This is a genomic window from Glycocaulis sp. (assembly GCF_052168375.1).
Lineage (GTDB): Bacteria > Pseudomonadota > Alphaproteobacteria > Caulobacterales > Maricaulaceae > Glycocaulis.
Map to the genome: position 1 here is coordinate 1 of NZ_JBQLZR010000022.1, position 3,761 is coordinate 3,761.

Annotated in this window: 3 protein-coding genes; all 3 read left to right on the forward strand. The window is 63.8% G+C overall.

The genetic code is table 11. The features are described 5' to 3' along the window. Positions 1-149: 149 nt before the first annotated feature. Positions 150-1,379 carry a thiamine pyrophosphate-dependent enzyme gene (locus tag ACTS2Z_RS00830; RefSeq protein WP_442571339.1) on the forward strand — a complete coding sequence of 410 codons (1,230 nt, stop codon included), beginning with the start codon at positions 150-152 and terminating at the stop codon, positions 1,377-1,379. 2 nt (positions 1,380-1,381) lie between these two features. Beyond that, on the forward strand, positions 1,382-2,398 hold the full coding sequence (locus ACTS2Z_RS00835; RefSeq protein WP_442571340.1) for an alpha-ketoacid dehydrogenase subunit beta: 1,017 nt from the start codon (positions 1,382-1,384) through the stop codon (positions 2,396-2,398). 2 nt (positions 2,399-2,400) lie between these two features. After that, positions 2,401-3,761: dihydrolipoamide acetyltransferase family protein (locus ACTS2Z_RS00840; RefSeq protein WP_442571341.1), on the forward strand; the 1,361-nt coding region annotated here is incomplete at its 3' end.

The following is a 3,761-nucleotide window of genomic DNA, read 5'->3' on the forward strand; positions in this document are numbered from 1 at the left end:
CTCCGCGCACGGTATTTCGCAGCCGCAGCAAAGATTTCGCACCTGCCCTCTAGGTGGACAAATCCGCCGTGTGCCGCTAACCCGCCCCCGACGCATGCAAATGCGCGAAAACCCTTATGGTACAAGGCGAAAAGGTACGGACAAAGTTCATGTCAAACGGCCAGTCACGCTTCCATGTGCCCGCCCCGCCCTTCCGGCCCGGCGACGCGCCTGACTTCTCTGATCTCGACCTGCAAAAGGCGGGCGAGGCGAAACGCCCCGATCCGCTGACCGCAGCGGGCAAGATGACCGATCTGGCTTTCGGCCTCATCGGGGTGCTTGACCACAACCATCAGGCTGTGGGCGAGTGGGACCCGCGCCTGTCGCCGGAGGTCCTGCGCGAGGGCCTGTCGCACATGGTGCTGACCCGCATCTATGACGCGCGCATGCTCAAGCTCCAGCGCCAGGGCAAGATGAGCTTCTACATGAAGTCGCTGGGCGAAGAGGCGGTTGCCGTTGCGGCCGCCATGGCGCTGGACAAGACCGACATGGTCTTCCCGTCCTATCGCCAGCAGGGGATATTGTTCGCGCGCGGGCGCGACATTGTGGACATGATGTGCCACTGCATCTCCAACAGCCGCGATAATCTCAAGGGCCGCCAGCTTCCCGTCCACTACACCTGGGCAGAAGGCAATTTCTTCTCGATCTCCGGCAATCTGGGCACCCAGTTCCCGCAGGCCGTCGGCTATGCGATGGGCTGCGCCTACAAGGGCGAGGACACGATTGCCGCCAGCTGGATCGGCGACGGGACAACCGCTGCGCCGGACTTCCATGCCGCGATGACGCTGGCCTCGACCTATCGCGCGCCGGTCATCCTGAATGTGGTCAACAACCAGTGGGCCATCTCCACCTATCAGGGCATTGCCAAGGGCGATGCGGCCACGTTTGCTGCCAAGGGGCTGGGCTATGGCCTGGCGTCCCTGCGCGTCGACGGCAATGACTTCCTCGCGGTCTATGCCGCGACGAAATGGGCGGCTGACCGCGCCCGCAAGGGCGGCGGTGCCACCTTCATCGAGCTGTTCACCTACCGGGCTGATGCCCACTCGACCTCGGACGATCCGGCGCGCTACCGCCCGAAGAACGAGTTCGAGGTGTGGCCGCTGGGCGATCCGATCGAACGGCTGAAAAACCATCTGATCGGCCTTGGCGAGTGGGACGAGGACCGTCACGCCAAGCTGGAAGAGACGATGACCGCTCTGGTGGTGAAGTCTTACAAGGAGGCCGAAAGCCACGGCACGCTGCATGACGGCCCGCTTTCGCCGACCCACACCATCTTTGAGGATGTCTATGCGACCGAAGACTGGCGCCTGCGCCGTCAACGCCAGGATCTAGGAGTCTAGCCATGCCAGCGATGAACATGCTGCAGGCCCTCAATTCGGCCATGGACGTCCTGCTCGACAAGCATCCGGAAACGGTCGTGTTTGGCGAGGATTCCGGATATTTCGGCGGCGTTTTCGGTGCCACGCAAGGCCTGCAGAAGAAGTACGGCCTGGACCGAGTCTTTGACGCCCCCATCAACGAGGCGGCGATTGCCGCAATGGCCATCGGCATGGCGGCGAAGGGGCTCAAGCCCATCGCCGAGATCCAGTTCGCCGACTACATCTTCCCGGCCTTTGACCAGATCGTGTCGGAGATGAGCCGCCTGCGCTATCGCTCTGCCGGCCAGTTTGTTTCGCCGGTCGTGGTGCGCTCACCCTGGGGCGGCGGCATTCGCGGCGGCCAGACCCACTCGATGAGCCCGGAAGCCTTCTTCACCCATGTGCCGGGTGTGAAGGTGGCGGTCCCGTCAAACCCCTATGATGCCAAGGGCATGCTGATCGCGGCCAGCGAAGGCGATGACCCGGTCATCTTCTTCGAGCCGAAGCGCATCTATAACGGCCCGTTTGACGGCGTGCCCGATGCCCCGCTGTCCAGCTGGGCCAAACACCCCAAGGGCGAGGTTCCCGAAGGCCATTACCGCGTCGAGCTTGGCAAGGCCGAAGTCGTGCGCGAGGGCGAGGCCTGCACGGTCATCACCTACGGCACGCTGGTGCATGTGGCTGTAAATGCCGCCGAGAAGGCGGGCATTGATGCCGAGATCATCGATCTGAAGACGCTGGCTCCTTATGACATCGAGACCATTGTCGCCTCGGTGAACAAGACGGGCCGGGTCGTGGTGGCGCACGAGGCGCCGCGCACGTCGGGCTTCGGGGCGGAGCTTGCCGCCCAGATCCAGGAGGAATGCTTCTACGCGCTCGAAGCGCCGATCTTCCGCCTGACAGGCTGGGACACGCCCTATCCCCACGCCCATGAATGGGCCTATTTCCCCGGTCAGGCGCGCTTCATCCGCGCGCTGCAAACGGTCACGGAGGCGCGCTAGCCATGAGCGAATACAAGTACAAGCTCCCCGATGTCGGCGAAGGCGTGGTCGAGGCCGAGATCGTTGAATGGCACATCAAGGAAGGTGACAACGTCACCGAGGACCAGCACATCCTTGACGTGATGACTGACAAGGCGACCGTGGAAATCCCTTGTGCTGTCAATGGCGTAGTCAAGAAGATTGTCGGCAGCCCCGGTGATGTGATCCCGGTCGGCACCGAAATCCTTGTCATCGAGATTGATGGCTCGCCTCCCACCGAGGAAGACGCGCCCGCACCGGAGGTGAAGGCAGAGAGCAAGGACACGTCTCCTCCCCCGCCTGCGGGGGAGGTGGATGGCGCGAAGCGCCAGACGGAGGGGGGGGATACCTCGTCACCGGAAGCTCCCCCCTCCGTCAGCAAAGCTGACACCTCCCCCGCGAGCGGGGCAGGAAAGCGCACCGCAAGTGTATCCACCGCCCCCGCGCGCCCAGCTGGTGAGCGCCCGCTGGCGAGCCCTGCCGTGCGTCAGCGTGCGCTGGAGGCCGATATCGATCTGGCCGCCGTGCCGGGCACCGGTCCTGCGGGCCGCATTACCCATGCCGACATGGACGATTTCATCGCCTCTGGCGGGCGTCTGGCGTCGAAGGCGGGCGGGTCTGCTTCCGGTCCCTCCAAGGCTCCCCGCACCGGCGTGAAGGAAGAGAAAGTCATCGGCCTGCGCCGGAAAATCGCGCAGAACATGGCCGCTTCCAAGCGGACCATTCCGCACATCACCTATGTCGACGAGATCGACCTGACGGCGCTGGAAGACTTGCGCGCGCACCTCAATGCGACCCGCAAGGAGGGCCAGCCCAAGCTGACCCTCATCCCCTTCCTGGTGGCTGCGATGGTGCGGGCCCTGCCGCAATTCCCGCAGGCCAACGCCCATTTCGATACCGAAGAGTCGGTGCTGAAAAAGTTCGATGGGGTGCATTGCGGTATCGCTACCGCCACGCCGAACGGCCTGATGGTGCCGGTGATCCGGCATGCCGAGACGCTCGATATCTGGCAGATCGCCGATGAGGTGAAGCGCCTTGCGGACGCCTGCCGCGATGGCAAGGCCACCAAGGAAGAGCTTTCCGGGTCCACCATCACCATCACGTCGCTGGGCGCCATTGGCGGCATCGTGACCACGCCGGTCATCAACCTGCCGGAGACAGCGATCATCGGCGTCAACAAGATGCAGGTCCTGCCGCGCTATGACGAGGCGGGCCGCGTGGTGCCCAGGAAGATCATGAACCTCTCCTCCAGCTTCGATCACCGTATCGTCGACGGCTACGAGGCTGCGCTGCTGGTGCAGGCGCTCAAAGGCTATCTGGAAAACCCGGCAACCCTGTTCATGTG